This is a genomic window from Streptomyces sp. NBC_01304 (genome assembly GCF_035975855.1).
GTDB lineage: Bacteria > Actinomycetota > Actinomycetes > Streptomycetales > Streptomycetaceae > Streptomyces.
Window position 1 is genome coordinate 5670268 of sequence record NZ_CP109055.1, and the last position, 21919, is coordinate 5692186.

The following is a 21919-nucleotide window of genomic DNA, read 5'->3' on the forward strand; positions in this document are numbered from 1 at the left end:
GCCCCGAATGGCCGCATCCCATGGCGGCCCCGGGCTCAGCCGACCACACCTCCGAAGAGGCCGCCGTGCGCCATTCCTAGGAAGAAGCCGATGGCAGCCGCTCCCAGGCCCAGGATCAGGAAGAAGCGCTCGCGGGTCGTCGCCGAGATGAATTGCCCGTACGCGCCCGTGAGGATCCCCACGAGACCCGTCCAGGAGCTGAGCAGATGGAGGTTGTGGAACATCGCCGAGACGAACGCGGTGAGGCCGAGGATCAGCGTCACGGCCAGCAGCGTGTCCTGCAGCGGATGGGGCTTGCCATCCGTGGCGAAGAGGGACGTGGCGGTGTTGGGTCGCATTGCCTGTGCCATAGGAGGCACCTCCTGGCGGAGAAGGCGGCGCATCGTAGCGCCATGGACACCCGATGTGTACAGATTGCGGCCCCTGGCCACCGGATTTCAACCGGAAGCCGCTGTGCAGGTACTCTGTACCGTCTGCACCGGTGTCTGCCCAGGCCAGTACAGGTCACACGACCAGGAATCTCCCTCGCGGGAGTCGACTGTCAGTGGCGGCCGATACCGTTGCTACGCATAACAGCCCTCCTGCCACGGAACGACCGTGGCCGCTGAGTCCAAAGGAGGTGGGTTACACATGCGTCACTACGAAGTGATGGTCATCCTCGACCCCGATCTCGAAGAGCGTGCTGTCTCGCCGCTGATCGAGAACTTCCTCTCCGTCGTCCGCGAGGGCAACGGAAAGGTCGAGAAGGTCGACACCTGGGGCCGTCGTCGTCTCTCGTACGAGATCAAGAAGAAGCCCGAGGGCATCTACTCGGTCATCGACCTGCAGGCCGAGCCTGCGGTCGTCAAGGAGCTCGACCGACAGATGAACCTGAACGAGTCGGTCCTCCGGACCAAGGTCCTCCGTCCCGAGACCCACTGAGCTTCCTAGCTCAGCGGTACTCGGGAATCGAGTAGCAGCAAGCAGCCAGCAGCAACCCGCCGAGAGGTTCCCCCAATGGCAGGCGAGACCGTCATCACGATCGTCGGCAACCTTGTCGATGATCCCGAGCTGCGCTTCACCCCCTCCGGTGCGGCGGTCGCGAAGTTCCGTGTCGCGTCCACTCCCCGCATCTTCGACAAGCAGACCAATGAGTGGAAGGACGGCGAAGGCCTGTTCCTCACCTGCTCGGTCTGGCGTCAGGCGGCGGAGAACGTCGCGGAGTCGCTTCAGCGAGGCATGCGCGTCATCGTGCAGGGTCGACTGAAGCAGCGGTCCTATGAGGACCGTGAGGGCGTCAAGCGCACGGTCTACGAGCTGGACGTCGAGGAAGTCGGCGCCAGCCTCAAGACGGCCACGGCCAAGGTCACCAAGACCAGTGGCGGTGGCCGGAGCGGTGGCCAGGGTGGTTACGGCGGCGGTGGCGGTGGCCAGCAGGGCGGCGGCAACTGGGGCGGAAGCTCCGGTGGCGGCGGTCAGCAGCAGGGTGGCGGCGGTGCTCCCGCCGACGACCCCTGGGCGACCGGTGCGCCGGCCGGCGGCGGCCAGCAGCAGGGCGGCGGCGGTGGCGGTTGGGGCGGAAGCTCCGGCGGCTCCGGCGGCGGCTACTCGGACGAGCCCCCCTTCTAAGGGCCGGGTTCGTACCCCACTTCTTGATCACACAGGAGAAACACCATGGCGAAGCCGCCTGTGCGCAAGCCTAAGAAGAAGGTCTGCGCGTTCTGCAAGGACAAGGTCCAGTACGTGGACTACAAGGACACGAACATGCTGCGGAAGTTCATTTCCGACCGCGGCAAGATCCGTGCCCGCCGCGTGACCGGCAACTGCACGCAGCACCAGCGTGACGTCGCCACGGCCGTCAAGAACAGCCGTGAGATGGCGCTGCTGCCCTACACGTCCACCGCGCGATAAGGGAAGGGTGACCGAAAAATGAAGATCATCCTGACCCACGAGGTCTCTGGCCTCGGTGCCGCCGGCGACGTAGTCGACGTCAAGGACGGCTACGCGCGCAACTACCTGATCCCGAATCGCTTTGCGATCCGCTGGACCAAGGGTGGCGAGCAGGACGTGGCGCAGATCCGCCGCGCTCGCAAGATCCACGAGATCCAGACCATCGAGCAGGCCAACCAGATCAAGGGCCAGCTCGAGGCCGTCAAGGTTCGCCTTGCGACCCGTTCCGGCGACTCCGGTCGCCTCTTCGGTGCCGTGACCGCCGCCGACATCGCTTCCGCGATCAAGGCGTCCGGTGGCCCCGAGGTCGACAAGCGCCGCATCGAGCTCGGTTCGCCGATCAAGGTGCTGGGCGCCCACGAGGCGTCCGTGCGTCTGCACCCCGAGGTTGCCGCCAAGGTCAACATCGAGGTCGTCGCTGCGTAAGCGCTGCGCTCGGTAAGAGCGTAAGAAGGGCCGCACCCCACGGGGTGCGGCCCTTCTGTCTGTCTCTGACTGTCTGGCTCCGGTCCTATGGCTCTGGGGCTGTCGGGGTCACGCTGTTTCACGTGAAACAGCGCTCCGTGGTCAGCGGGTGGCGCCCGTGACCAGCCAGTGGCCCGAGCGGGCCCGCAGCCACAGAGTGAGCATGCGGACCGCCATCATGAGCGTCATGGCTCCCCAGAGGGCGGTCAGGCCGCCGCCCCACACTGGGACGAGCAGGGCCACCGGAGCGAAGGCGGCCAGTGTGGCCAGCATCGCCCAGGCGAGATAGGGGCCGTCTCCGGCACCCATCAGGACCCCGTCGAGGACGAAGACGATGCCGCAGATCGGCTGGGAAGCGGCCACGACGAGGAGTGCGACAAATGCGGCGTCCTGCACTCCGTCGTCGCCGGTGAACATCGGCAGGAAGAGGGGGCGGGCCGCGACGATCAGCAGGCCCAGCACGACACCGGAGGCGATCCCCCACTGCACCATGCGGTTGCAGACCGCACGTGCTCCCTCGGTGTCGTCCGCGCCCAGATACCGGCCGATGATGGCCTGTCCGGCGATGGCGATGGCGTCGAGCGCGAAGGCCATGAGGGTCCACAAGGACAGGATGATCTGGTGGGCCGCGATGTCGGCGTCGCCGAGGCGGGCCGCCACGGCGGTGGCGATCATCAGGATCGCGCGCAGGGAGAGCGTGCGGACCAGGAGTGGCACACCGGCCTGGGCGCAGGCGCGTATCCCTGCGGCGTCGGGCCGCAGCGAGGCACCGTGCCGGCGGGCTCCGCGTACGACGATCCAGAGGTAGGCGAAGGCCATACCCACCTGGGCGATCACGGTGCCCCAGGCGGATCCGGCGATGCCGAGGCCGGCGCCGTACACGAGTGCGACATTGAGCCCGGCGTTGACGGCGAAGCCCGCGATGGCGACGTAGAGCGGTGTCTTGGTGTCCTGCAGTCCGCGGAGCACGCCGGTGGCGGCCAGGACGACCAGCATCGCCGGGATGCCGAGGGCGGAGATGCGCAGATAGGTGATGGCGTACGGGGCCGCTGTGGGCGAGGCGCCGAAGAGGTCGACGATGGCAGGGGCCGCGGGGACGACGACGGCGACGACCGCGGCGCCGAGCAGCAGAGCGAGCCAGATGCCGTCCATGCCCTGACGGATGGCCGCTTGGATGTCTCCGGCGCCGACCCTGCGGGAGACGGCGGCGGTGGTGGCGTACGCGAGGAAGACGAAGATGCTGACGGCTGTTGTCAGTAGGGCCGAGGCGATGCCGAGGCCGGCCAGCTGTTGCGTCCCCAGATGGCCGACGATGGCGGTGTCGGCCAGGAGGAAGAGGGGCTCGGCGACGAGTGCACCGAAAGCCGGGACGGCGAGCGCGATGATCTCGCGGTCGTGTCGTCTTCGGGCGTTCTTGGGCGCGGTGGGTTGAGCCGGGGAAGCCAGTGCCATGAGCATCAATGTAACCTTCCACAGGTAAGAGATGCAATGCACTTGTGCCTATTACTATCCCTCTGGTGTGGCACTCTGCGCCGGATCGTTTGTCTCGATCTTGGGCCGACTGGGGAAGTTTTTTCCATGCACAGCCAGGGGACAAGGAAGTCGCAGGTCAGGCGGTATTTACCGGGACAGCTGAGGGCTTGTTCACAGAACTGTCCACCGGCCCGTGCACAGGATTGGCCGGGTTCTCCACAGCATCGGGTCCGTCATCCACAGCACCTGTGGATAACCAGATTGGCTGACGGTGCCGACGGGCCTACCGTGGTGCGGCGCCCGCCCCGTTTTCCGGACATGGAAGACCCCGCAAAAACGACGCGTCAGAAGCGGAGTCGGGCCTCTCGTTTTGTCAGTGTCGTGCCGTAGAAAGAAGGCATGGCTAGGGTCCGCGCTGCGGACGGGAGGAGGTGGCCCGGTGAGTATTTCCGAGCCCTTGGACGACCCCTGGGCCGACAGCGGTCCGGGTGACCGTCTGCCTGTCTCCCGCCAGCGTCCGGGTGGCGGGCGGGGTCGCGACGAGCAGGCCCGCGGTGGCGACGGTGGTGCCTGGGAAGGCGGCCCCTCCACCTTCGAGCGCGTACCGCCGCAGGATCTGGACGCCGAACAGTCCGTGCTCGGCGGCATGCTGCTGTCCAAGGACGCGATCGCGGATGTCGTCGAGGTCATCAAGGGCCACGACTTCTACCGTCCCGCGCACGAGACGATCTTCCAGGCGATCCTCGACCTCTACGCCAAGGGCGAGCCGGCCGACCCGATCACCGCCGCCGCCGAGCTCACCAAGCGCGGCGAGATCACCAAGGTCGGCGGGGCCTCCTATCTGCACACGCTCGTCCAGTCGGTCCCGACCGCGGCGAACGCCGAGTACTACGCGGAGATCGTCCACGAGCGCGCCGTGCTGCGCCGCCTCGTCGAGGCCGGCACCAAGATCACGCAGATGGGATACGCGGCCGACGGCGATGTGGACGAGATCGTCAACAGCGCGCAGGCCGAGATCTACGCCGTCACCGAGCAGCGCACCAGCGAGGACTATCTTCCGCTCGGCGACATCATGGAGGGCGCGCTCGACGAGATCGAGGCGATCGGCTCCCGCAGCGGCGAGATGACCGGCGTACCCACCGGATTCACGGACTTCGACTCGCTGACGAACGGTCTGCACCCGGGCCAGATGATCGTCATCGCGGCCCGTCCCGCCATGGGTAAGTCGACGCTGGCGCTGGACTTCGCGCGGGCCGCGTCGATCAAGCACAACCTGCCCAGCGTCATCTTCTCCCTGGAAATGGGGCGGAACGAGATCGCGATGCGTCTGCTGTCCGCGGAGGCACGCGTCGCCCTGCACCACATGCGCTCCGGCACGATGACGGACGAGGACTGGACCCGCCTCGCCCGCCGGATGCCCGAGGTCTCGGCGGCTCCGCTCTACATCGACGACTCCCCGAACCTGTCGATGATGGAGATCCGCGCCAAGTGCCGCCGCCTCAAGCAGCGCAGCGACATCCGGCTCGTGATCATCGACTATCTGCAGCTGATGCAGGCCGGTGGCTCCAAGCGTTCCGAGAGCCGCCAGCAGGAAGTCTCGGACATGTCGCGAAACCTGAAGCTTCTGGCCAAGGAGCTCGAGGTACCGGTCATCGCGCTCTCCCAGCTGAACCGTGGCCCCGAGCAGCGCACCGACAAGAAGCCGATGGTGTCCGACCTGCGTGAATCCGGCTCGATCGAGCAGGACGCGGACATGGTCATCTTGCTGCACCGCGAGGATGCGTACGAGAAGGAATCCCCTCGTGCGGGCGAGGCGGACATCATCGTGGGCAAGCACCGTAACGGTCCGACGGCCACCATCACCGTCGCCTTCCAGGGCCACTACTCACGCTTTGTGGACATGGCACAGACCTGATCCGCCCCGGGGGTTGCCGGTCGGTGAGGCCGCCGGGTGCAATGTCCGCCATGGTGACTCAGGTTCGCCCGCCACAACCGGGTGAGATGGCCGCGTACTACCGGGCACTGCCGTTCGCGAACGGGCTGCCGAGCTGGGAGCCGGCGGATGCCGCGTGGCACGGTGGTCCCGAGCCGTGGCCGGCGCAGCGCGCCCCCGCGTCCGCGGAGCAGCTCGAGAAATGGGCCGAGGCCGACCTCAAGGACGAGTCCTTCCACCCGATCGCGACCTTCGTCGACGGCACCTGCGTCGGTGCATCGGCCACCCTCTCCTTCGAGGTGACGGTGCCCGGTGGGGGTGTGGTGAGGATGGCCGGCGTCACGGCCACCGGGGTGATCGTGACCCATCGCCGACGCGGGTATCTGCGGCAGATGATGCAGGCCATGTTCGACGCGGCCCTGGAGCGGGGCGAGCCGTTGGCGATGCTCAGCGCGAGCGAAGGCAGCATCTACGGGCGGTTCGGGTTCTCGCCGGCGACTTACCGCACGCGGTGGGAGCTGGCCCGTCATGAAGCGGCTCTCCTTCCGGCAGCGACCATCGAGTCCGAGTCCGAGTCCGAGCCCGGGTCCGAATACGAATACGCGTCCGGGGCCGGGTCCGGGTCCGGGTCCGAAGCAGGGTCGCTGGAGCTGGTCGTTGCCGCACAGGCGAAGCAGGTCTGGCCCATGGTGCATGCGGTCGTACGCGCATCCCGCGTCGGTGAGCTCAGCCCTCTCCCCGGGCGCTGGGACGGGCTTTCCGACGACGCGGACGGTACGAACGGACCGCTGCGGTATCTCGTCCACCGTGACCGGCGCGGTGATGTGGACGGCATCGCCAATTTCCGGCTGCCCTGGTCCTCGACAGCGGGCAACGCGGGGACGCTCGTCGTGGAGGCCTTGGAGGCAACGAATCCGGTGTCCTACCGCGCCTTGTGGAGTGTGCTGATCGACTTCGATCTCACCAAGACTGTTGTGGCGCCCGGCCGTCCGCGCGACGAACCTCTGCGGTGGATGCTCACCAACCCACGTGCGATGCGCGTGACCCGCCAGTCAGACAACCTGTGGGCGCGCCTCCTCGACGTGCCCCGTGCTCTGACTCAACGCTCGTACGACACAGCCGACGAGCTGAGCTTCACCATCGCCGGGGACCGGATGTGCCCGGCGAACAACGGGACTTGGCGTCTTCGGGCGGACGGCGGATCGGTGACCTGTGTTCCTACCGGTCAGGTGGCGGACCTGACCCTCACGGTTCCGGCGCTCAGCTCGCTCTACCTCGGTGGCCTGTCGGCGCAGGATCTGGCGTACGCGGGCCACATCACCCCGCACTCCGACGGCGCGGTCGGGCGGCTGGCGCGGTTGTTCCGCGCCGACTCCGAACCGCACAACTCGTTCGGCTTCTGAGGGACCCCGACTGGCCGCGGCTCGTGAGGGACCCCGACCGGGCGCAGCTTCTGGGGGACCGAGACTGCCCGGCTACGCAGGTGACATGACCTCATAGAGATTGCGTGCGGTGTCGCTGAAGTACAGGCCCCGAGCGCACAGCGGGTGATCGATGCGGCCGTTGTCGGGGGTGGCCGGGTCGTTGCCGTACGGGATGGTGGCGGCCTGGAGTCGCTGCAGGATCGCGTCGAAGGTGGCGGGGTCGACGTCGAAGGCCAGGTGGTGGCCGGTGGGCTGGGCGACGGCCAGGTAGTCGAGGGTCAGGGAGTCGTTGACCTGGACCGGGGCGAAGTGGCGCTGGGGTCCTGCGTAGGTCAGGCCCATGATCTCGGCGAAGAAGCGGGCCTCGTGCTCGTTGTCATGGGCTTCGACGATGGTGTGGTTGAGGCTGATGGGCATGTCAGGCCTTTCCGGTGTCTTCTGTGCCGGGGGCGGGGCTGGTGCCGGTCAAGGGCAGGGCTCCGTGCAGGAATACGTCGACGAGTTCGGCGGTGCTGAGGCCGCCAGGGGATCCGGGGGAGCCGGGTGAACCGGGCGTTCCTTGGGCGCCGGTGAAGAGCAGGCCGAGGAAGAGCTGGGCGCATTGGTCGGGGGACAGTCGCAGGGCATTGCGCTCCGGGGCGAAGAGCTCGGCGAGGGCACTACGGGTGGCGGCCATGCCCGCGGCGCGGTCGGGCGGTGCGGAGCCCTCGGCGGGTGTGCGGCGCGCGGGCGGACGGCCGGAGGTGTGCAGGGCGCCGACGATCGCACCGATCCGGTCGAGGTGGGCGCGGAGGGTCTCCGCTGCCTCGGCGAGCCGGTCGGGCAAAGGCTGTTCGAGTGCGATGGCCGCGAGTGCGGACAGGCTGGTGCCAGGGCTGAGAGCCTCGGCGACGCAGGCGTCGAGGAGTTCGTCCTTGTCGGCGAAGACCCGGAAGATCGTGCCCTCGCCGATGCCCGCGGACTGGGCGATCTGGCGGGTGGTGACGGCGCGGCCATGCGTGATGACCAGCGGAATCGTGGACTGAATGATCATGCTGCGACGCTGCTCGGGGCTCATGCCGGGAGCGCGTCCCTTCGTGGGTGGCGACATGCGACCATAATGCGGAGTGAGTGCTCACTCCGTCAATCGCTCGGCGAAATTGACTCGCCATGGCGTGCAGCTGCCGATGAACTGTGGTCATGACGCGATCTCTTGCAGACCAAGCCGCTGAACTCCCGGACAACGAGGACTCCTTCACGGAACTTCTCCCCGGCACCCGCCGGGCCCTGCTGCACCGGACGGCCGCGGAGCAGGCCAATGGGCGAGCCCCCTCACTCGTTGCCGCGGTGGTCCGCGACGGCCGGATCGTGTGGACCGGGAGCCGGACCATGGTGGAAGGCCATGGGCCGGACGGCGATACGCAGTACCGGATCGGGTCGATCACCAAGACCTTCACGGCCGTTCTGGTCATGCGGCTGCGCGACGAGGGCCTGCTCGACCTCGGCGATCCCTTGGACAAGCACCTGCCCGGCACGGGCGTCGGCGAGGTGACCGTCGGACAACTGCTCGCGCACACCGGGGGGTTGGCGGCAGAGACGCCGGGTGAGTGGTGGGAGCGAACGCCCGCCGCGCTGCGCCCCGAGCTCGACGATGTATTGGGCGAGAAGCCGTTTCGGCATCCGGTCGGGCAGCGCCACCACTACTCGAACCCCGGATATACGCTGCTCGGCTCGCTGGTCGAGAAGCTGCGGGGTGCGCCGTGGGACGAGGTGCTGCGGCGAGAGGTGCTCGAACCGCTCGGCCTGCATCGCACCACGGCGCAGCCTCAGGCACCCCATGCGGGTGGCTGGGCGGTGCATCCCTGGGCGGACGTGATGCTGCCCGAGCCCCTGGAGGACCTGGGGCTGATGGCGCCTGCCGGACAGCTATGGTCGACGGTTCACGACCTGGCGCGCTTCATGGTCTTCCTGGCCAAGGGGGACGAGCGGGTGCTGAGTGCGGAGTCGGTGCGTGAGATGCGGGCGCCGGCCGCGCCGCCCGAGTCGGGTGACTGGGACGGTGGTTACGGCCTTGGGGTGCAGCTCTTCCGTGGGGACAGGGGGAGCCTGGCCGGGCACGCGGGATCGCTGCCGGGGTTCGTCGCCTGTGCACTGCTGAGCGAGGAGGACGGGCTCGCCGCCGTCGCGCTGGCCAACGCCACCTCGGGGCCGCGGGTCGTGACGCTGGCCGCCGAGCTTCTGGGCATCGTGGCCGAGGCCGAGCCGCGGATTCCCGAGCCGTGGCGCCCGTTGGCCGAAGTCCGCCAGGAAGTCCTGGAGTTGGCTGGGTCCTGGTACTGGGGCACGTGTGCCTTCGGGCTCCGTCTCGTCGCGGACGACGGCCTGGAACTCGGCCCGCTGGCCGGAGCCGGCCGCAGCGCGCGCTTCCGGGCCGAGGACGACGGCAGCTGGACCGGGCTCAACGGCTACTACGCGGGAGAGACGCTGCGTGCGGTGCGGCGTGCGGACGGCTCGGTGAGCCATCTCGACCTCGGGTCCTTCGTGTTCACGCGTGAGCCGTACGAAGCTGAGGCACCGGTGCCGGGCGGTGTGGACCCGGAGGGCTGGCGTGCCTTCGGGTGAGTGACCGCCGGTCTGCGCTGCTTGGCGTGAGCAGTGACCGATAGGTCTGAGCAGTGACCGAACAGCCTGAGCAGTGACGGGTCGGTCTGAGCAGTGACTGGTCGGACTGAGTGGCGTCCTGTTTCACGTGAAACAGGACGCCACTGGCGCATACCGGACCGGACAGTGTGCGGCGTATCAGAGCTGCAGCTTGAAGCCCACGTGCGAAGCCTCGAATCCGAGCCGCTCGTAGAAGCGGTGGGCATCCGTGCGCGAGGCGTTGGACGTCAGTTGTACCAACTGGCAGCCCTGGCGCCGGGATTCGTCGATGGCCCACTCGATGAACTGCGTTCCGAGACCGCTGGCCCGCTCATCGGCGTGAACCCGCACTGCCTCGATGAGCGCACGTGAACTGCCCCGCAGGGACAGGCCCGGAATGACGGTGAGCTGGAGGGTGCCCACGACGCGACCCCCGCGTTCGGCGACCACCAGGTGTTGGTTGGGGTCACCAGCCAGACGCTCAAAGGCGGCGGCGTACGGGGTGAGGTCGTCGGGGGACTCGCGCTGGGCACCCAGCGTGTCATCAGCCAGCATGGCCACAATCGCCGCGATGTCGGCTGAGGTCGCGGGCCGAATCTGAAGATCGCTCATGGGGCGCAGCGTACGCGGGCCGTTGGAGGGCCTGGCCCCGTGCCCCCGGAGATCCGTGGGCAGACCCTAGGCCGGGACCCGCAGCCCTTCGACCGTCCTGACCAGTGGCGTCAGCTCCGGGTCCTGCGCGGCCTCGTCGAGCGCCTTGCGCAGGGCGGCGTCGTTGGTGGGCCGGGCGGCGGCGAGCAGTTCCTGGCCGGCCTCGGTCACATCCGTGTAGATGCCGCGGCGGTCGGTGTCGCAGATGTACCGGGTCAGCAGCCCGCGGTCCTCGAGGCGCGAGACCAGGCGCGTCGTCGCGCTCTGGCTGAGGACCACCGCGTCAGCGACCTGCTTCATCTGCAGATGGCCGCCCGGGCCACTGTGCTGGCGGCTCAGGACGTCCAGGAGAGAGTACTCGCGCACGCTCAGCTGGTGCTCGGCCTGCAGGGCCTTCTCGATGTGGGACTCGATCTTGCCGTGGAGCAGGGAGAGCGCGCACCAGCCCTGGGCGAGCGCGGTCAGGGCGGGGTCGGTCGCGACCATGGTCGGTCCTCCGTTCCGGAGCGGCTTGCTCCCAGGATAGCCCACGACCGCAATAGCCCTCGCTTGCAAATAGTCGGCGTCTGCAAGTATTGTCTACGCCTGTAAAGCCCACACGCAAGCACCAGCTCTGCACCGGGCAGTCTTCTGGAAGGTGAATCCCCATGCCTCTCGCGCTCCTCGCCCTGGCGATCGGGGCCTTCGGGATCGGCACCACGGAATTCGTGATCATGGGGCTGCTCCCCGAGGTCGCGGGTGACTTCGGCGTCTCGATTCCCACAGCCGGCTTTCTGGTCACCGGATACGCGCTCGGTGTCGTGCTCGGGGCCCCGCTGATGACGGCACTCGGTACCAAGATCTCGCGCAAGCGGATGCTGATGCTGCTGATGGGCCTGTTCATCGTCGGCAACGTGCTGTCCGCGCTCGCCCCGGCCTTCGGCGTGATGCTGATCGGCCGCGTCGTCGCCTCGCTCGCGCACGGTGCGTTCTTCGGGATCGGCTCCGTGGTCGCGGCCGAGCTGGTCGCTCCGGAGAAGAAGGCCGGCGCCATCGCGATGATGTTCACGGGCCTCACGGTGGCCAACGTCGTCGGAGTTCCGCTCGGCACGCTGGTCGGGCAGAGCGTCGGCTGGCGGGTCACCTTCGGGATGGTCGCCGCGCTCGGTGTCGTCGGTCTGCTCGGCGTGGCCAAGCTGGTTCCCGATCTGCCCAAGCCCGAGGGCGTCAGGCTGCGCCATGAACTGGCCGCGTTCCGGAACATCCAGGTGCTGCTCGCCATGGCGATGACCGTGCTCGGCTTCGGCGGCGTCTTCGCGGCGATCACCTACATCACGCCGATGATGACCGACGTCGCCGGCTTCGCAGGCTCCTCCGTGACCTGGCTGCTCGTCCTGTTCGGCCTCGGCATGGTCGGCGGCAACCTCGTCGGCGGGAAGTTCGCGGACCGCGCGCTGATGCCGATGCTGTACGTCTCCCTCGGAGCCCTCGCGCTGGTGCTCGGGCTCTTCACGCTCACCGCGCACAACAAGATCGCGGCGGCCGTGACCATCACGCTGATCGGCGCCCTGGGCTTCGCGACCGTGCCGCCGCTGCAGAAGCGGGTCCTCGACCAGGCGGCCGGTGCGCCCACGCTGGCCTCGGCCGTCAACATCGGCGCCTTCAACCTCGGCAACGCCCTGTCCGCCTGGCTCGGCGGTGTCGTGATCGCGGCCGGGCTCGGCTACACCGCACCCAACTGGGTGGGCGCGCTGCTCGCCGGTTCCGCACTCGTCCTCGCCGTTGTGTCGGCCGGGCTCGAGCGCCGCTCCGGCTCCAGCAGCCGGGTGGTCGCGGGCAACGTACCCACCGAACAGCGCGAGACCGCAGCAGTCCCCAACTAGTCTTCGCCACCCTCGACTTGGCAAGACCCAGCAAGGAGCACCCCCACATGAGCACCACCGTTGCCGTAGCCCCGCTGACCACCACCGATGCGGAGCTCCTCGTGGCCGCCGCCCGGCAGGCCGCCGAACAGGCCGAAGTCCCGGTCAGCGTCACGGTCCTGGACGCAGGTGGTCACCTGCTGGCCTTCCGGCGCGACGATCGCGCCGTGCTGATCTCCGGCGAGACCAGCACGCGCAAGGCCTACACCGCGCTGCAGTTGAACGCCCCGACCGCCGATCTCGTGGACGCGGTCCGTCCCGACGGCCTCTTCCATACGCTGCCGACCGCTCTCGACCGCCCGCTGCTGTTCATCGCGGGCGGAGTGCCGGTGCACCGTGAGGGCCGGCTGATCGGCGCGGTCGGTGTCGGGGGTGGTGCCCCGGACCAGGACCACGGCTTCGCCACGGTGGCCGTCGAGGCGATCGCCTGACACCGAAGGTCCGCAACTGCCCGTCCCCATGGCCGCGTTACTGCGTGGCCATGGGGACGTGGTGTGTGTGGGCCCCTCGGCCCCTGACGTCCAGTTCAGCCTGCTGCCACCGTCAGCGGCGCGAACCGGCGCGTCCAGTCGCCGGGCAGGTCCGGGATGCCGTACGTCATGACCGCGTTGAAGCTCGTGGCCGCGACGCCATGAGCCTTGATCCACGTCAGCAGCTCTTCGTGGCGTACGTCGATGTCGGTGCGCAGCGGACGGTCTGTGCCTGCTGCCAACGCGGCGACCAGGGACTTCGCCGTCTCCGTGTCCCGGGCGATCAGCGGGCCGATGACGTGGGTGTCCATGTTCGGCCAGGCGGCGCCGTATCCGATGATCTCCCCGCCGTCCTCGGCGACCCGGAGCTGATCGGCGAAGGCCGGAAGCCGAGTGATCATGTGGGTCCGGTCGGAGCCGAAGACCTCGGCGTCCAGGCGAAGGAGCGCCGGCAGGTCCTCGGCGGTCCCGGGCCGGGTGGGAATCGTGGGTGCGGGTCCGGTGGGCCGGAAGTGGCCACGCACCATCTCTGCGCGGCCGGTTGTCTTGAACCCGAGCTCTTCGTACAGCGGTTGGCCGTACCTCGTGGCGTGCAGGGTGAGCGGAGTGCTGCCCATCTCTGCCACCACATGCTTCATCAGATGCCGGCCGATCCCCTGCCGTGCGTGCCGCTCGGCGACCAGGACCATGCCGATCGCGGCGAGTTCGGGTTCGCTCCGGGCGCCGTACTCCGTCACCACGCAGGCGGTGACGAGGCCTCCTTCGGGGTCGTCGACGCCGTATCCCTTGCCTGCCGAGAGCAGCAGGCCCCATTTGTGTTCCTCGCGCGGCCAGCCGCGGTCCTGGGAGAGGTCGGCGCAGGCGGTCAGATCACGGATGGTCAGGCGGCGGATGGGCAGCGTGGAGAGGGAAGGTGTCGACACGCTGGTCAGGCTGGCTGACGTACGGCTGTGGCGTCTACCGCTTTACGTGAAGCAGCACGGTGCTTTCGGCCACGCTTGGTCAGGCCCCACGGCTTGAGTACCGAGACCGCCGTCATGAAGAGGTAGGCGACGAGCGAGACGATGGGGCCGGCGATCACATCCGTCGGGTTGGCGAGTGCCTCACCCGCGGCCGATGCGGCGGCCGCGTCGGTCACGCCAGGACGCAGGGCGAAGACCGAGGCTGCCGTGGTGGCGAGGGTCAGCCAGAACTTCGTATAGACCCAGCGGTGCCTGGCGAGCCCCCAGGGCGTGCCGAGCGAGAGCACCAGGCCGCTGAGGAGTGTGAGCAGCGCAAGCGGGATGATCAGCCAGCCCGCGAAGACCTTCATCGAGCGGACGGAGGCCTCGGTGGCAGCCGCGGAGCCGGTGGTGACGGCGGTGAGCGCGAGCGCCAGCAGCGCGAGCGTGAGCCCGAGCCAGCCGGCGGCGGCGGTGACATGGACGACGAGGGTGGCCCGGCGAGTCGGGCGGTTGAGTTTCACGTGAAACACGGTGCCGCCCGGGGTGGGGCGGTGGCGTCTGACGGCGGGAGTAACCGCGACTACTGGCGTGGGCGTACGACACTGGAGACCGACGTACGCCGTCAAAAGGCTAAGGTCGGCGCCCATGCCACGACTTCACCTCTTTGACCTGGACGGGACCCTGTTGCATGGGTCGGCGGCGCCCGTGGAGATCTCCCGGCAGCTTGGGCTCGACACCGAAATCAGGGAGCTCGAGCGGGATATCTCGGCGGGGCGCATCGGCCCGCCGGAGTATGCGGTGCGGGTCCACACGCTGTGGACCGAGCTCACTGCGGCCCACGTCGAAGCGGCCTTCGAGGGGGCGCCCTGGCTCGAGGGAATCCGTGAGACCTGGGCGGAGATCCGGTCGCGTGGTGATTACTGCGCGGTGATCTCGCTCTCGCCGTCGTTCTTCGTGGAGCGGCTTGAAGCCTGGGGCGCGCATGCCGCATTTGGTTCGCGATTTCCGGATCTGCCCTTCACCGAGCCGGTCGATCCGGAGGGGATCCTCAACGCCTCGGCAAAAGTGAAGATCATGGAACGGCTATGTGAAGCGTTCGAGGTGGCCAGGGCCGACTGTGTCGCGTACGGCGACTCGATGTCGGACGTGGAACTGTTCGCCGCCGTGCCCGTATCGGTCGCGGTCAACGCCGACCATCATGTGGTGGACCTGGCGACGTACGGCTATGTGGGGCGGGATCTGCGGGAGGTGTACGAAATCGTGCGCGGAGACCGGTAATTGCCGGAATTGCAGGAAGTTCCGCGGAATTCGCGCGGAGATCAGAGGGGTTGTGCCTCTGGCACCTACCGGTATGGTCGACTCCGGTTCATGCCGGGCGCCCTATGGCCGTACGACCTATGGGTGTGCGCGGAGGTCAATGCAGCCTAACGGTATGGAGGGATCCACTACCTGTACTTCCCGCTATTTGTCCGGTGTGCCGAAGCGGAGTGGCATGCTGCGGTGACGGTACTGCGGCCAATATCACATTCTCACCCTACTCGTCCGTATTGGCCGGGTGTTCGGGGTTCAATGTGGCCCAATTGATTCCGAGGCCGAACGGGGAATAGCGCGCGCCTTCCACACGGGAAGTGCACAGACCGACCGAAAGATGTTCGAGGCGAGGCACATAATGGACGCTCCGACCACCACGTCGGCCGACAACGGCACTTCCGGCGGCGACGGCAGTGACGGCGGCTGGTTCACGCCGCGCAAGACGCCGCAGAGCCGCCCGGTGAGCGACGAGCAGCAACACGTCAGGCCCGTCGGCTCCGCCAGGCCCCCTGCCCCGGCGGCCGAGGCACCCGCGGCAGCGCCCCCGGCCCCCGCAGCGTCCCCAGCGCCTGAAGCGCCCGCAGCACCTGAAACACTCGCAGGCTCCCAGGCGCCGGACGTGCCGGACACCTCCTCCGCGCCCGCCCAGGGCCGAACCGCCCACGCGGCCCCGGAGCCCATATCCGAGGCGGTTTCCCCGCCCTCCGGCAGCAACTGGCCCGCCGGCAACCGGCCCGAAGCCCCCGCGAGCCCCGTCAGGGACGCAGGCCAGGCCCAGAAGTACAGCGCGGAATCGGCCCCCACCGAGCCGGCGCTCACCGAGACAGAGCCCGAGCCCGCATCAGAGCCCACGACCGTGACCGAATCCGGCTCCCCGGACGCGATCCTGATCCGCCGCACGATGGCCGAGGTCGGCCCCGTCGCCGACAAGGTCACCTCGTACTTCTACGCCCTGCTCTTCGTGCGCCACCCCGACCTGCGCATGCTCTTCCCCGCCGCGATGGACACCCAGCGCGACCGGCTGCTCAAGGCGCTGCTCACGGCCGCCGAGCACATCGACAACACCGAGATCCTCGTCGCGTACCTGAAGAACCTCGGCCGCGGCCACCGCAAGTACGGCACCCGGCCCGAGCACTACCCGGCCGTCGGTGAAGCCCTCATCGGGGCGCTGACCAGATACGCCACCGACACCTGGGACGAGGAGACCGAGGCCGCCTGGGTGCGGGCCTACACCACGATCTCCCAGGTCATGATCGACGCGGCTTCGGCGGACGAACTGCGCGCACCGGCGTGGTGGTTCGGGGAGGTCGTCTCGCACGATCTGCGGACCCCGGACATCGCGGTGCTCACGGTTCGGCCCGACCAGCCGTACCCCTTCCTGGCCGGCCAGTACACCAGCCTGGAGACCCCGTGGTGGCCGCGGATCTGGCGGCACTACTCGTTCGCCTCCGCGCCGCGTTCGGACGGGCTGCTCTCCTTCCACGTGAAGGCCGTCCCGGCCGGCTGGGTGTCCAACGCCCTGGTGCACCGGGCCCGCCCCGGCGACACCATCCGGCTCGGCCCACCCACCGGCAGCATGACCGTCGACCACAACACCGACAACGGCATGCTCTGCCTCGGCGGCGGCACCGGCATAGCGCCCATCAAGGCCCTGGTCGAGGACGTGGCCGAGCACGGCGAGCGGCGCCCGGTCGAGGTCTTCTACGGCGCCCGCACCGACCACGACCTGTACGACATCGACACGATGCTGCGGCTGCAGCAGTCCCACCCCTGGCTCTCGGTGCGCCCCATCGTCGACAGGCTGGACCGGCAGCATGTCCAACTGCCGGACGCGGTGCGCGAGTACGGCCCGTGGAACGAGTACGACGCCTATCTGTCGGGCCCGCCCGGCATGATCCGCAGCGGGGTGCACGCCCTGCGGGACGTCGGCATACCGTCCAACCGGATCCGGCACGACTCCGTCGAGGAGCTGGTGGCGGCGGGGGACTAGGGCCGCTCCCCACCCTGGGTCTTCAGCCCAAGTCAGGCGCATGCATCGCACGTACGCCCTCGATGTTGCCGTCGAGGTAGTGGCGCAGCGACAGCGGTACGAGGTGGACCGAGGCGATTCCGACCCGGGTGAACGGGATGCGGACGATCTCGTACTCGCCGAGCGGCTCCTCGACCTCGGGGCCGTGCCGCAGCGAGGTGTCCATGGACTCGAGGTGGCAGACGAAGAAGTGCTGCACCTTCACGCCGGTCGCGCCGCCGCCGGCGCCGATGTGCTCGACGGTGTCGACGAAGCAGGGCACGACATCGGTGATCTTGGCGCCGAGCTCCTCGTACACCTCGCGATGGAGGGCGTCGACGACAGTGGCGTCCTCGGGCTCGACTCCCCCGCCGGGCGTGACCCAGTAGGGATCCACGCCGGGCTTGGTCCGCTTGATGAGGATCAGGTCGTCGCCGTCGAGGAGGACGGCTCGTGCGGTGCGCTTGACCACGGGGCGGACGGTCATGGGTCGAACGGTCATGGAAGAAATGTGGCCCGTCATGTTCCACGTGAAACACGACGAAAGTCCCTGACCTCTGTCAGCTCCAGTCCGCGGCAGCGCGCAGCAGCCACTCGTGCGCCCGCGCGATGTGCGGCATGGCCAGTGTGCCGGTGCGCACCACCAGGAAATATGTGCGCAGCGGGGGCACCGGCGGCTCGAGCAACGCGGCCACCTCACCCCGTGCCAACGCCTCGGCGCACAGATAGCGCGGCAGCACCGCGAGCCCCGCCCCTGCCGCCGCGCAGGCGAGCACGGCCCGCAGATCGGGCACGACCACGGCCGCGGAGGCGGCAGGCCGGGAGTCGAAGACCGCCGCCCAGTAGCGCGCGACCAGCGGCAGCGACTCGTGCACCTCGACCACCGGAAGACCCTCCAGCGCCGGAGCCCCCCGCCGCCGCAGCTTGCCGGGCCCCACCCGGGCGGCCAGCCCCGGACCGGCGACCAGCACATGCTCCTCGTCGCACAGCGGCGTCGCCGTGAGCAGGCCCCCGCGGGGCTGTGCCGTGGAGATGGCCAGATCGTGATGGCCCGCGGCAAGCCCTTCGAGGGCCTCCTCCGCGGTGCCGAAGGAGGTGCGCAGAGCGAAGCGCCGGCCGTCGTCACCGGTGAGCGTGGTCAGTGCGGGCAGGGCACGCTCGGCGGTGAACTCCGGGGGACCGGCGAGATGCAGGGTGCGTACGGTCGAGTCCTCGTCCACCCCGGTCTCCGCGATCTCCACGAGGGCGTCGAGATGCGGTGCCGCCTTGTGGGCCAGCTCGTCCCCGATGGTCGTGGGCGTCACGCCCCGCGCCTGACGCAGGAAGAGCGGGCGGCCCAACTGCCGCTCCAGGGTGCGGATCTGCGAGGTGACCGCGGGCTGCGACAGACCGAGCAGTGCGGCCGCCCGCGTGAACGAACCGGCGCGGTGCACGGTGACAAAAGTGCGCAGGAGGGCCAGATCCATCCCGAGCCCCCTCCCCTCCCGAGCAACTCCGATGTGGCCGCAGGCGCCCAACTATAAATAAGTCGATAGGTCTCTGTCGCTAGGGTGATTGGACACTGACACAGAGTCAACTAGCCTTGTTTAGGCGGTTCTTCGCGCGCAGAACCGAGGACGTCCCGAGCCACGAGGGGGGAGGCTCGGGACGTCCGTTGTGCGTAGCCCCGGTAGTGCGCGGGGCAGGAATGCCGGTCGAGCTCGCTACGCAGCCGACTCATCGAGCGCGTGCAGCACATCCGCCACGAGATCCGCGGGGTTCTCCGCACCGGCCGAGAAGCGGATGAAGCCCTCCGGTACGGCATCGCCGCCCCACCTGCCGCGCCGCTCGGCCGTGGAGCGTACGCCGCCGAAGCTGGTCGCCTCGTCCACCAGGCGAAGCGCGGCCAGGAATCCCTCGGCCCGGGCCCGCGTCGGCAACGTAAAGGAGACCACCGATCCGAAGCGGCGCATCTGTGCGGAAGCGATCTTGTACGAGGGGTCGTCGGGCAGGCCCGGATACCGCAGCCCCGACACCCCGCCCCGCCCTCGCAGCGCCTCCGCGACGGCCAGCGCATTGGCGCACTGGCGGTCGGCCCGCAGCTCGAGGGTGGCGAGCGAGCGGTGCGCGAGCCAGGCCTCCATCGGCCCCGGAATCGCCCCGACGATCTTCCGCCAGCGCCGGACGGAAGCGGTCAACCCGGCGTCCGCGCAGGTCACGTAGCCCAGCAGGATGTCACCGTGCCCGGTCAGCTGCTTGGTCCCGCTGGCCACGACGAAGTCCGCGCCCAGTTCGAGAGGACGCTGCCCGAGCGGCGTGGCCAGGGTGTTGTCGACCGCCACCAAGGTGCCCTGCGCATGGGCGGCGGTCACCAGGTGGCGTATGTCGCACACGTCGAGCCCGGGGTTCGACGGCGTCTCGATCCACAGCAGCCGGGCCCCGTCGAGCACGTCGAGCTGCGCGTTGCCGCCGGTCGGCGCCGTACGCACGTCGATGCCGTACGCCGTCAGCTGCTCGCGCACGAGCGGCAGCGCCTGATAGCCGTCGTCCGGCAGGACCACCACGTCACCGGTCCTGACCTGCGAGAAGAGGACCGCCGATATCGCGGCCATCCCGGAGGCGAAGACCAGGGTCTGCACGTCCTTGCCGGGGGCCTCCAACTCGCCTATGGCGCGCTCGAGATGGGTCCAGGTCGGATTCTCGTCACGGCCGTAGGTGTACGGGCCCGTGGGTTCGCCCGGCAGATGGAAATGGGCGGCGAACACCGGCCCGGGAAGCGTCGGTTCGTTCTTCGCCGGCTCGGGCAGCCCGGCCCGCACCGCACGCGTCCCGTCGCCGTACGTCCTGTCGTCGTACGCCCCGCCTCCGTGGGCCCCGCCACGTAAACCAGTCATGCCGCACCCCTTTCCGCGACCGCGTCCCGCACCGCCGCAAGCAGCCCGGGACTTGCGGCCTCCACCATGTCGAGGCACTCCTCGAAGCCGTCCATGCCCCCGTAGTACGGGTCCGGCACATCCGTGTCGCCGCCCGCGGAGGGGTCGTACGCGCGCAACAGCCGCACCTTCTGGGCATCCATAGAGGTCGGCGCGAGCCGCCGCAAGTCCCGCAGATGCCCGGAGTCGAGCGCGATCACCAGGTCGAGCCGGCCGAACCACGAGGCGTGAAACTGCCGTGCCGCATGCTCACCGTCATACCCATGCGCCTCCAGTACGGAGACCGTGCGCGGGTCCGCGCCGTCGCCCTCGTGCCAGCCTCCGGTGCCCGCACTGTCCACCTCGACCAGGTTGCCGAGTCCGGCCTCCTCGATGTGGGAGCGGAAGACGCTTTCGGCCATCGGGGAGCGGCAGATGTTGCCCGTGCAGACGAAGCAGACGCGAAAGACGGTCGTGGGGTCGAGGGGGTCGGTCGGGTCGGTCATGGGCGGGCTTCAGTCCTTGTCGTCGGGCAGGGCCACGTTCATCGCCCACGAGACGACGCTGATGATCAGGCCGCCGACGACGGCCGTCCAGAAGCCCTCGACATGGAAGCTCAGGTTCAGCTTGTCGGCGAGCCATGAGGTGAGCCCGAGCATCAGTGCGTTGACCACGAGCGTGAACAGGCCGAGGGTCAGCACGAACAGCGGGAAGGTCAGCAGCTTCACGACGGGCTTGACCAGGACGTTCACCACGCCGAAGAGCAGCGCGACGAGGACCAGGGTGAGCACCTTGCGCGGGGTGCTGCTTCCGGTCAGCGAGATCTTGTCGACCAGCCAGATGGCCACACCGAGGGCCGCCGTGTTGGCGATCGTCTTGACTACGAAATTCTTCATGTGTCTGATCGTGGCAGACGTGATCGGAACCGGGCACCGGCGTGCGGCAGCAGTACGGCGACAGTCCGGCTGCAGTACACCGGCAGTGAGGGCGGACAGGGCATGAAGGCATTCCGGCTGGACGAGCTCGAGGCGGAGCGAGCGGCGAACGACGGCGCGTACCTGCAGTTTCTGCGGGAGCGGAACATGTCGGTCGGCCTGTACGCGCTCGACGCAGGTCAGACCGATCCACAGCAGCCGCACAACCAGGACGAGGTCTACTTCGTGGTGAGCGGCCGCGCCTCGGTGACGGTCGGCATGGAGACCACGACGGTCGGGCGCGGCAGTGTCGTGTACGTACCCGCAGGGGTCCCCCACAAGTTCCACCACATCAGCGAGGACCTGCGGGTTCTGGTCGTCTTCTCGCCACCGGAGGGCTGAACGGATCATTCCGCTCCGACTCGGAGCGGACGGTGACCCTGGTCTTCCCTAAGGGTCGAGTCAGGGAAGGACAAGGGATCTCAGGCCCCCGAACGCACCCCGTGCGGCCCTAACATCGAACCAGTAGCTCGGAGAGGACTCTCGGAGCCCCGGAAATCCGGTGTCATCCGGAGAAAGCAGGAGACGATGGCCGTGCAGCAGATATTCGCGGGAATGCCCTGGTGGGTGAAGTGGGTCGCGGTGCCGGTCATCGCCCTGGTGGTCTTCGGCGGCATGATCGCCTGGGTCGTCGGCGTCATCGTCAGCCTGCTGTTCAAGGTCCTTGTCTTCGCGGCCCTGGTCGCCGGACTCATCTACGTCGTACGGAAGTTCACCTCGTCCTCGTCGTCGAGCCGCAGCGACTGGTAGCCCTTGGCTACGGTTCGCCCGGCCGGGGGAATATTTAGGCCATGAGCTCCGCCGACCGGTGGAGCGCGGCTAAAGTCCGGAAACCGACGCGGGATGCCCCCCGCGGGAGGGTCCACCGCCCACCCTCGTGGCTTCCGGACGAGGGCTACCCCCACGCGCCTCGGGAGCGAACCTTG

26 protein-coding genes are annotated in these 21919 nt (G+C 68.7%); 13 read left to right on the forward strand and 13 right to left on the reverse strand.

Going from position 1 to position 21919, the window contains the following annotated elements:
- Positions 1 to 35: 35 nt before the first annotated feature.
- Positions 36 to 350: a hypothetical protein gene (locus tag OG430_RS25120; RefSeq protein WP_327354851.1), complete on the reverse strand. Its 315-nt coding sequence runs from the start codon at positions 348 to 350 to the stop codon at positions 36 to 38.
- A 280-nt stretch (positions 351 to 630) separates the two neighbouring features.
- Between OG430_RS25120 and rpsF the strand changes: the two genes are divergently transcribed.
- The 4 genes from rpsF (at position 631) to rplI (ending at position 2355) form a co-directional block, all read left to right on the forward strand.
- Positions 631 to 921, forward strand: a complete 291-nt coding sequence (gene rpsF / locus OG430_RS25125) for a 30S ribosomal protein S6 (RefSeq protein WP_006604399.1) — start codon at positions 631 to 633, stop codon at positions 919 to 921.
- 75 nt (positions 922 to 996) lie between these two features.
- Entirely contained in the window at positions 997 to 1608 is a 612-nt protein-coding gene (locus tag OG430_RS25130; protein WP_327354852.1) for a single-stranded DNA-binding protein, read from the forward strand.
- A gap of 45 nt (positions 1609 to 1653) precedes the next feature.
- The gene (rpsR, locus tag OG430_RS25135; RefSeq protein ID WP_006381652.1) at positions 1654 to 1890 is read left to right on the forward strand and encodes a 30S ribosomal protein S18; all 237 of its coding nucleotides are present in this window, start codon (positions 1654 to 1656) and stop codon (positions 1888 to 1890) included.
- 18 nt (positions 1891 to 1908) lie between these two features.
- On the forward strand, positions 1909 to 2355 hold the full coding sequence (gene rplI, locus OG430_RS25140) for a 50S ribosomal protein L9 (protein WP_327354853.1): 447 nt from the start codon (positions 1909 to 1911) through the stop codon (positions 2353 to 2355).
- Positions 2356 to 2496: 141 nt separating this feature from the next.
- Here rplI and OG430_RS25145 read toward each other — a convergent pair whose 3' ends face one another.
- Positions 2497 to 3852, reverse strand: a complete 1356-nt coding sequence (locus OG430_RS25145; RefSeq protein ID WP_442816549.1) for an MATE family efflux transporter — start codon at positions 3850 to 3852, stop codon at positions 2497 to 2499.
- A 454-nt stretch (positions 3853 to 4306) separates the two neighbouring features.
- On the opposite strand from OG430_RS25145, the gene dnaB reads away from it, so the two are divergent.
- A complete protein-coding gene (gene dnaB / locus OG430_RS25150) occupies positions 4307 to 5782 on the forward strand; it encodes a replicative DNA helicase (RefSeq protein WP_327354855.1) in 1476 nt (491 codons plus the stop codon).
- A 41-nt stretch (positions 5783 to 5823) separates the two neighbouring features.
- Positions 5824 to 7203, forward strand: a complete 1380-nt coding sequence (locus tag OG430_RS25155; protein WP_442816550.1) for a GNAT family N-acetyltransferase — start codon at positions 5824 to 5826, stop codon at positions 7201 to 7203.
- Positions 7204 to 7275: 72 nt separating this feature from the next.
- On the opposite strand, the gene OG430_RS25160 is transcribed toward OG430_RS25155, so the two are convergent.
- On the reverse strand, positions 7276 to 7641 hold the full coding sequence (locus tag OG430_RS25160; protein ID WP_327354857.1) for a VOC family protein: 366 nt from the start codon (positions 7639 to 7641) through the stop codon (positions 7276 to 7278).
- A gap of 1 nt (position 7642) precedes the next feature.
- Positions 7643 to 8314, reverse strand: a complete 672-nt coding sequence (locus OG430_RS25165; RefSeq protein WP_327354858.1) for a TetR/AcrR family transcriptional regulator — start codon at positions 8312 to 8314, stop codon at positions 7643 to 7645.
- A gap of 89 nt (positions 8315 to 8403) precedes the next feature.
- On the opposite strand from OG430_RS25165, the gene OG430_RS25170 reads away from it, so the two are divergent.
- Positions 8404 to 9825, forward strand: coding sequence for a serine hydrolase domain-containing protein (locus OG430_RS25170; protein ID WP_327354859.1), 1422 nt, complete (start codon positions 8404 to 8406; stop codon positions 9823 to 9825).
- A 177-nt stretch (positions 9826 to 10002) separates the two neighbouring features.
- Here OG430_RS25170 and OG430_RS25175 read toward each other — a convergent pair whose 3' ends face one another.
- Both OG430_RS25175 and OG430_RS25180 read right to left on the reverse strand, forming a co-directional pair.
- Positions 10003 to 10455 (reverse strand): GNAT family N-acetyltransferase, encoded by a 453-nt coding sequence (locus OG430_RS25175; protein ID WP_327354860.1) that lies wholly within the window; start codon positions 10453 to 10455, stop codon positions 10003 to 10005.
- Positions 10456 to 10521: 66 nt separating this feature from the next.
- Positions 10522 to 10980: a MarR family winged helix-turn-helix transcriptional regulator gene (locus OG430_RS25180; protein WP_327354861.1), complete on the reverse strand. Its 459-nt coding sequence runs from the start codon at positions 10978 to 10980 to the stop codon at positions 10522 to 10524.
- 161 nt (positions 10981 to 11141) lie between these two features.
- On the opposite strand from OG430_RS25180, the gene OG430_RS25185 reads away from it, so the two are divergent.
- Positions 11142 to 12356: an MFS transporter gene (locus OG430_RS25185; RefSeq protein WP_327354862.1), complete on the forward strand. Its 1215-nt coding sequence runs from the start codon at positions 11142 to 11144 to the stop codon at positions 12354 to 12356.
- Between the two features lie 47 nt (positions 12357 to 12403).
- The gene (locus OG430_RS25190) at positions 12404 to 12826 is read left to right on the forward strand and encodes a GlcG/HbpS family heme-binding protein (protein WP_327354863.1); all 423 of its coding nucleotides are present in this window, start codon (positions 12404 to 12406) and stop codon (positions 12824 to 12826) included.
- 95 nt (positions 12827 to 12921) lie between these two features.
- Here OG430_RS25190 and OG430_RS25195 read toward each other — a convergent pair whose 3' ends face one another.
- Positions 12922 to 13788, reverse strand: coding sequence for a GNAT family N-acetyltransferase (locus OG430_RS25195; protein ID WP_327354864.1), 867 nt, complete (start codon positions 13786 to 13788; stop codon positions 12922 to 12924).
- Positions 13789 to 13793: 5 nt separating this feature from the next.
- Positions 13794 to 14330: a DUF2269 domain-containing protein gene (locus OG430_RS25200; RefSeq protein ID WP_327354865.1), complete on the reverse strand. Its 537-nt coding sequence runs from the start codon at positions 14328 to 14330 to the stop codon at positions 13794 to 13796.
- A 124-nt stretch (positions 14331 to 14454) separates the two neighbouring features.
- On the opposite strand from OG430_RS25200, the gene OG430_RS25205 reads away from it, so the two are divergent.
- Both OG430_RS25205 and OG430_RS25210 read left to right on the forward strand, forming a co-directional pair.
- Positions 14455 to 15087, forward strand: a complete 633-nt coding sequence (locus OG430_RS25205) for an HAD family hydrolase (protein ID WP_327354867.1) — start codon at positions 14455 to 14457, stop codon at positions 15085 to 15087.
- Positions 15088 to 15478: 391 nt separating this feature from the next.
- Complete coding sequence (locus tag OG430_RS25210) at positions 15479 to 17110, forward strand: globin domain-containing protein (RefSeq protein WP_327354868.1); 1632 nt, start codon at positions 15479 to 15481, stop codon at positions 17108 to 17110.
- A 22-nt stretch (positions 17111 to 17132) separates the two neighbouring features.
- Here the strand turns inward: OG430_RS25210 and OG430_RS25215 are convergent, their stop codons facing one another.
- The 5 genes from OG430_RS25215 to OG430_RS25235 form a co-directional block, all read right to left on the reverse strand.
- Positions 17133 to 17615 carry an NUDIX hydrolase gene (locus OG430_RS25215; protein WP_327359218.1) on the reverse strand — a complete coding sequence of 161 codons (483 nt, stop codon included), beginning with the start codon at positions 17613 to 17615 and terminating at the stop codon, positions 17133 to 17135.
- A gap of 73 nt (positions 17616 to 17688) precedes the next feature.
- Positions 17689 to 18594, reverse strand: coding sequence for a LysR family transcriptional regulator (locus OG430_RS25220; protein WP_327354869.1), 906 nt, complete (start codon positions 18592 to 18594; stop codon positions 17689 to 17691).
- Between the two features lie 237 nt (positions 18595 to 18831).
- A complete protein-coding gene (locus tag OG430_RS25225) occupies positions 18832 to 20001 on the reverse strand; it encodes a cystathionine gamma-lyase (protein ID WP_327354870.1) in 1170 nt (389 codons plus the stop codon).
- Positions 19998 to 20525, reverse strand: coding sequence for a low molecular weight protein-tyrosine-phosphatase (locus tag OG430_RS25230; RefSeq protein WP_327354871.1), 528 nt, complete (start codon positions 20523 to 20525; stop codon positions 19998 to 20000). Before OG430_RS25230 ends, OG430_RS25225 begins: the two co-directional genes overlap by 4 nt.
- A 9-nt stretch (positions 20526 to 20534) precedes the next feature.
- Positions 20535 to 20915 carry a phage holin family protein gene (locus OG430_RS25235; RefSeq protein WP_327354872.1) on the reverse strand — a complete coding sequence of 127 codons (381 nt, stop codon included), beginning with the start codon at positions 20913 to 20915 and terminating at the stop codon, positions 20535 to 20537.
- A gap of 102 nt (positions 20916 to 21017) precedes the next feature.
- Between OG430_RS25235 and OG430_RS25240 the strand changes: the two genes are divergently transcribed.
- Together OG430_RS25240 and OG430_RS25245 are read left to right on the forward strand one after the other, a co-directional pair.
- Positions 21018 to 21335: a cupin domain-containing protein gene (locus OG430_RS25240; RefSeq protein ID WP_327354873.1), complete on the forward strand. Its 318-nt coding sequence runs from the start codon at positions 21018 to 21020 to the stop codon at positions 21333 to 21335.
- A 192-nt stretch (positions 21336 to 21527) separates the two neighbouring features.
- Positions 21528 to 21743: a DUF5326 family protein gene (locus OG430_RS25245; protein WP_327354874.1), complete on the forward strand. Its 216-nt coding sequence runs from the start codon at positions 21528 to 21530 to the stop codon at positions 21741 to 21743.
- Positions 21744 to 21919 lie beyond the last annotated feature (176 nt).

Coding starts and splice junctions, on each gene's coding strand:
- OG430_RS25120 (WP_327354851.1), bottom strand. CDS start 350: ATGGCACAGGCAATGCGACCCAACACCGCCACGTCCCTCTTCGCCACG.
- rpsF (WP_006604399.1), top strand. CDS start 631: ATGCGTCACTACGAAGTGATGGTCATCCTCGACCCCGATCTCGAAGAG.
- OG430_RS25130 (WP_327354852.1), top strand. CDS start 997: ATGGCAGGCGAGACCGTCATCACGATCGTCGGCAACCTTGTCGATGAT.
- rpsR (WP_006381652.1), top strand. CDS start 1,654: ATGGCGAAGCCGCCTGTGCGCAAGCCTAAGAAGAAGGTCTGCGCGTTC.
- rplI (WP_327354853.1), top strand. CDS start 1,909: ATGAAGATCATCCTGACCCACGAGGTCTCTGGCCTCGGTGCCGCCGGC.
- OG430_RS25145 (WP_442816549.1), bottom strand. CDS start 3,852: ATGCTCATGGCACTGGCTTCCCCGGCTCAACCCACCGCGCCCAAGAAC.
- OG430_RS25155 (WP_442816550.1), top strand. CDS start 5,824: ATGTCCGCCATGGTGACTCAGGTTCGCCCGCCACAACCGGGTGAGATG.
- OG430_RS25160 (WP_327354857.1), bottom strand. CDS start 7,641: ATGCCCATCAGCCTCAACCACACCATCGTCGAAGCCCATGACAACGAG.
- OG430_RS25165 (WP_327354858.1), bottom strand. CDS start 8,314: ATGTCGCCACCCACGAAGGGACGCGCTCCCGGCATGAGCCCCGAGCAG.
- OG430_RS25170 (WP_327354859.1), top strand. CDS start 8,404: ATGACGCGATCTCTTGCAGACCAAGCCGCTGAACTCCCGGACAACGAG.
- OG430_RS25175 (WP_327354860.1), bottom strand. CDS start 10,455: ATGAGCGATCTTCAGATTCGGCCCGCGACCTCAGCCGACATCGCGGCG.
- OG430_RS25180 (WP_327354861.1), bottom strand. CDS start 10,980: ATGGTCGCGACCGACCCCGCCCTGACCGCGCTCGCCCAGGGCTGGTGC.
- OG430_RS25185 (WP_327354862.1), top strand. CDS start 11,142: ATGCCTCTCGCGCTCCTCGCCCTGGCGATCGGGGCCTTCGGGATCGGC.
- OG430_RS25190 (WP_327354863.1), top strand. CDS start 12,404: ATGAGCACCACCGTTGCCGTAGCCCCGCTGACCACCACCGATGCGGAG.
- OG430_RS25205 (WP_327354867.1), top strand. CDS start 14,455: ATGCCACGACTTCACCTCTTTGACCTGGACGGGACCCTGTTGCATGGG.
- OG430_RS25210 (WP_327354868.1), top strand. CDS start 15,479: ATGGACGCTCCGACCACCACGTCGGCCGACAACGGCACTTCCGGCGGC.
- OG430_RS25215 (WP_327359218.1), bottom strand. CDS start 17,615: ATGACCGTCCGCCCCGTGGTCAAGCGCACCGCACGAGCCGTCCTCCTC.
- OG430_RS25220 (WP_327354869.1), bottom strand. CDS start 18,594: ATGGATCTGGCCCTCCTGCGCACTTTTGTCACCGTGCACCGCGCCGGT.
- OG430_RS25225 (WP_327354870.1), bottom strand. CDS start 20,001: ATGACTGGTTTACGTGGCGGGGCCCACGGAGGCGGGGCGTACGACGAC.
- OG430_RS25230 (WP_327354871.1), bottom strand. CDS start 20,525: ATGACCGACCCGACCGACCCCCTCGACCCCACGACCGTCTTTCGCGTC.
- OG430_RS25235 (WP_327354872.1), bottom strand. CDS start 20,915: ATGAAGAATTTCGTAGTCAAGACGATCGCCAACACGGCGGCCCTCGGT.
- OG430_RS25240 (WP_327354873.1), top strand. CDS start 21,018: ATGAAGGCATTCCGGCTGGACGAGCTCGAGGCGGAGCGAGCGGCGAAC.